Origin of the sequence: Pseudoduganella sp. RAF53_2, from assembly GCF_052113985.1 — a bacterium.
Classification (GTDB): Bacteria; Pseudomonadota; Gammaproteobacteria; order Burkholderiales; family Burkholderiaceae_D; genus Rugamonas.
In genome coordinates, this window is the sequence record NZ_JBFRDW010000717.1 from 1 (window position 1) to 2893 (window position 2893).

Sequence of the window (2893 nt, forward strand, 5' to 3'; positions counted from 1 at the left end):
ATCCATGCGATACCCTTGAGCCAATGAGCAATTCAGTCTCCGTTCTCACCGTTCCTGCTTTCCAAGACAACTACCTGTGGCTGATTCATGACGGCCAGCACGCCGCAGCGGTCGATCCCGGCGACGCGGCACCAATTCTTGCTGCTTTGAACGCCCACGGACTGGTTCTTACTGCCATTCTACTCACCCACCACCATGCTGACCACATCGGGGGCGTGCCTCAATTATTGCAGCATTATCAGGTCCCCGTATTTGGACCTGAAAACGATGGCATTGCCGCAGTGACCGATCCGCTGGCCGAGGGCGACCATCTGAAGGTGCCCGGCCTCGATCTGGAGCTGCGCGTGCTGGATGTACCGGGCCACACCAGGGGCCATATCGCCTATGTGCGCGACGGCGCCGAGCCCTGGGTGTTTTGCGGCGACACACTGTTCGCGGGCGGCTGCGGCCGGCTGTTCGAAGGCACGCCGGAACAGATGACCGAGTCGCTTGGCAAGCTGGCCGCCTTGCCTGCCGAGACCAAGGTGTTTTGCGCACACGAGTACACCTTGTCCAATCTGCGCTTCGCTTTGACCGTGGAGCCGGGTAACGAGTTCCTGCAGCAGCGCATGCATAACGAAACCGCCAAGCGCGAACGCGGCGTGCCGACCGTACCCAGCACCATTGGCCTGGAGCGCGCCACCAATCCATTCCTTCGCAGCTGGGAGCCCGCCATCGGCGAGCTGCTGGCCGCTGAAGGACGTGTGTCCGCCAACGCTTCGCCGCTGGCGGTATTCACAGCTTTAAGACAGTGGAAGAATACCTTCTGAAGGGAGTCTTATGCAGCGCAAAACAGTCCGTTTTTATTACGATCCCATCAGCCCTTTCGCGTGGCTGGCCACCAAGCAAATTGACCGCATCGAAGCAACCGGTGTGCAGGTCGAAATGCAGCCAGTGCTGTTCGCAGCCATGCTGAATGCGAACGGCCAGAAAGGCCCGGCCGAGATTCCCTCCAAACGTGAGCTGACCTTCCGCGATGTGATGCGGCTGGCCGACGCTCAGGACTTGCAGTTTGTCGGCCCACCGGGCCATCCCTTCAATCCCCTGCTCGGCTTGCGCATGACGACGGCGATCAGGGACCGCCGCGCGCGTATCCGCTTTGTGGTGGCGATGATGAGCGCAGGATGGGAAGGCGGGCAGGATATATCCGATGCTTCCGTGCTCTCCAATGTGGCGCGCGTTTGCGATCTGGATGGCGAGGCCCTGCTGGCTGCTGCGGCAACGCCGGAAGTCAAGCAGTCCCTGGCGGCGGCGACCGAACAGGCGCTAGCGGCTGGCGTATTCGGTGTGCCGACCTTTGAATTCGAAGGTGAATTGTTCTGGGGCGCGGACCGCATCGATACCCTGATGCGGCGCATTGCGGGGCACCGCATCGACGAAGAGCGGCTGCAGCGATTCCTCGCCCAGCCGCCCCTGGCGCAGCGGCGCGGTGTTTAGATTTCTTCGTACAGCGGCAGGGTCAGGAACTCTTCGAACGATTCCGAGGTAGACATCTTCTCGAAGATCTGCGCGGCGCGTTCGTAGTTGGTGCTGCTGCCGTCCGGAGCGGCTGCCTTTACTTTCGGCAGCTCTTCCGGAATCATGGCGCGGACCATGTCCGCAGTCACTTTGCGGCCATCTTCCAGCACGCCTTTCGAGGAGCGAATCCACTGCCAGACTTGCGAGCGGCTGATTTCAGCGGTCGCGGCGTCTTCCATCAGATTGTGGATCGGCACGCAGCCGTTACCACCCAGCCAGCTGCCCAGGTAGTGGATGCCCACGTTGATGTTGTAGCGCAGACCTGCTTCGGTGATAGGCGTTTCCGGCTTGAAGTCCATCAGGTCGGCAGCCTTCACTTCGACGTCGGGACGCTGCTTGGAAATCTGGTTCGGTGCATCGCCCAGCACTTTCTTGAACTCGGTCATGGCCAGGTCGACCAGGCCCGGGTGGGCCACCCAGCCGCCATCGTAGCCGTCGGTCGCATCGCGCGCCTTGTCGTTGCGCACACCGCCCATCGCTACTTCGTTCTTCTCCGGATCGTTCTTGATCGGGATCAGCGCGGCCATGCCGCCAATCGCCGGTGCATTGCGCTTGTGGCAGGTCTTCAGCAGCAGCAGCGCGTAGCAGCGCATGAACGGCGACGTCATGGTGACCTTGGCGCGGTCGGCCAGGCAGAAGTCCTTATCCAGCTTGAATTTCTTGATGCAGCTGAAGATGTAGTCCCAACGGCCGGCGTTCAGGCCGGAGCTGTGCTCGCGCAGTTCGTACAGGATTTCATCCATTTCGAAAGCGGCGAGAATGGTTTCGATCAGCACGGTGGCCTTGATGGTGCCTTGTGGCAGACCCAGTTCGTTCTGGGTCATCACGAAGATCTCGTTCCACAGGCGGGCTTCCAGGTGCGATTCCATCTTTGGCAGATAGAAGTATGGACCGGCGCCGCGCGCCAGCTGCTCTTTCGCGTTGTGCACCATGAACAGGGCGAAGTCGAAGATGCCGCCGGAGATGCGCTTGCCGTCCACCAGCACGTGCTTTTCGTCCAGATGCCAGCCGCGCGGACGCACCACCAGGGTGGCGACCTTGTCGTTCAGCCTGTAGGACTTGCCGTTCTGTTCCAGCGAGATGGTCTTGCGCACCGCGTCCATCATATTGAGCTGGCCGGTGATCTGGTTGCTCCAGTTCGGGGTGTTGGAATCCTCGAAGTCGGTCATATAGGAATCGGCGCCGGAATTCAGCGCATTGATCACCATCTTGCGGTCGACCGGACCGGTGATTTCCACACGGCGGCATTCCAGCGCTTTCGGAATCGGGGCAATCTTCCAGTCGCCTTCCCGGATATGCGCGGTCTGCGGCAGGAAGTCGGGACGCTCGCCTGCGT

The 2893-nt window shown here is 61.0% G+C and carries 3 protein-coding genes; 2 read left to right on the plus strand and 1 reads right to left on the minus strand.

The genetic code is table 11. The annotated features are described in order from the left end of the window. Positions 1-23: 23 nt before the first annotated feature. Positions 24-809 (plus strand): hydroxyacylglutathione hydrolase, encoded by a 786-nt coding sequence (gloB, locus tag AB4Z11_RS28345; protein WP_442029167.1) that lies wholly within the window; start codon positions 24-26, stop codon positions 807-809. Between the two features lie 10 nt (positions 810-819). Then, positions 820-1476: a 2-hydroxychromene-2-carboxylate isomerase gene (locus AB4Z11_RS28350; protein ID WP_442029165.1), complete on the plus strand. Its 657-nt coding sequence runs from the start codon at positions 820-822 to the stop codon at positions 1474-1476. Here AB4Z11_RS28350 and aceB read toward each other — a convergent pair. Beyond that, a partial coding sequence (gene aceB / locus AB4Z11_RS28355; RefSeq protein WP_442029166.1) for a malate synthase A occupies positions 1473-2893 on the minus strand: 1421 nt, incomplete at its 5' end. The two genes, AB4Z11_RS28350 and aceB, sit on opposite strands and share 4 nt — an antisense overlap.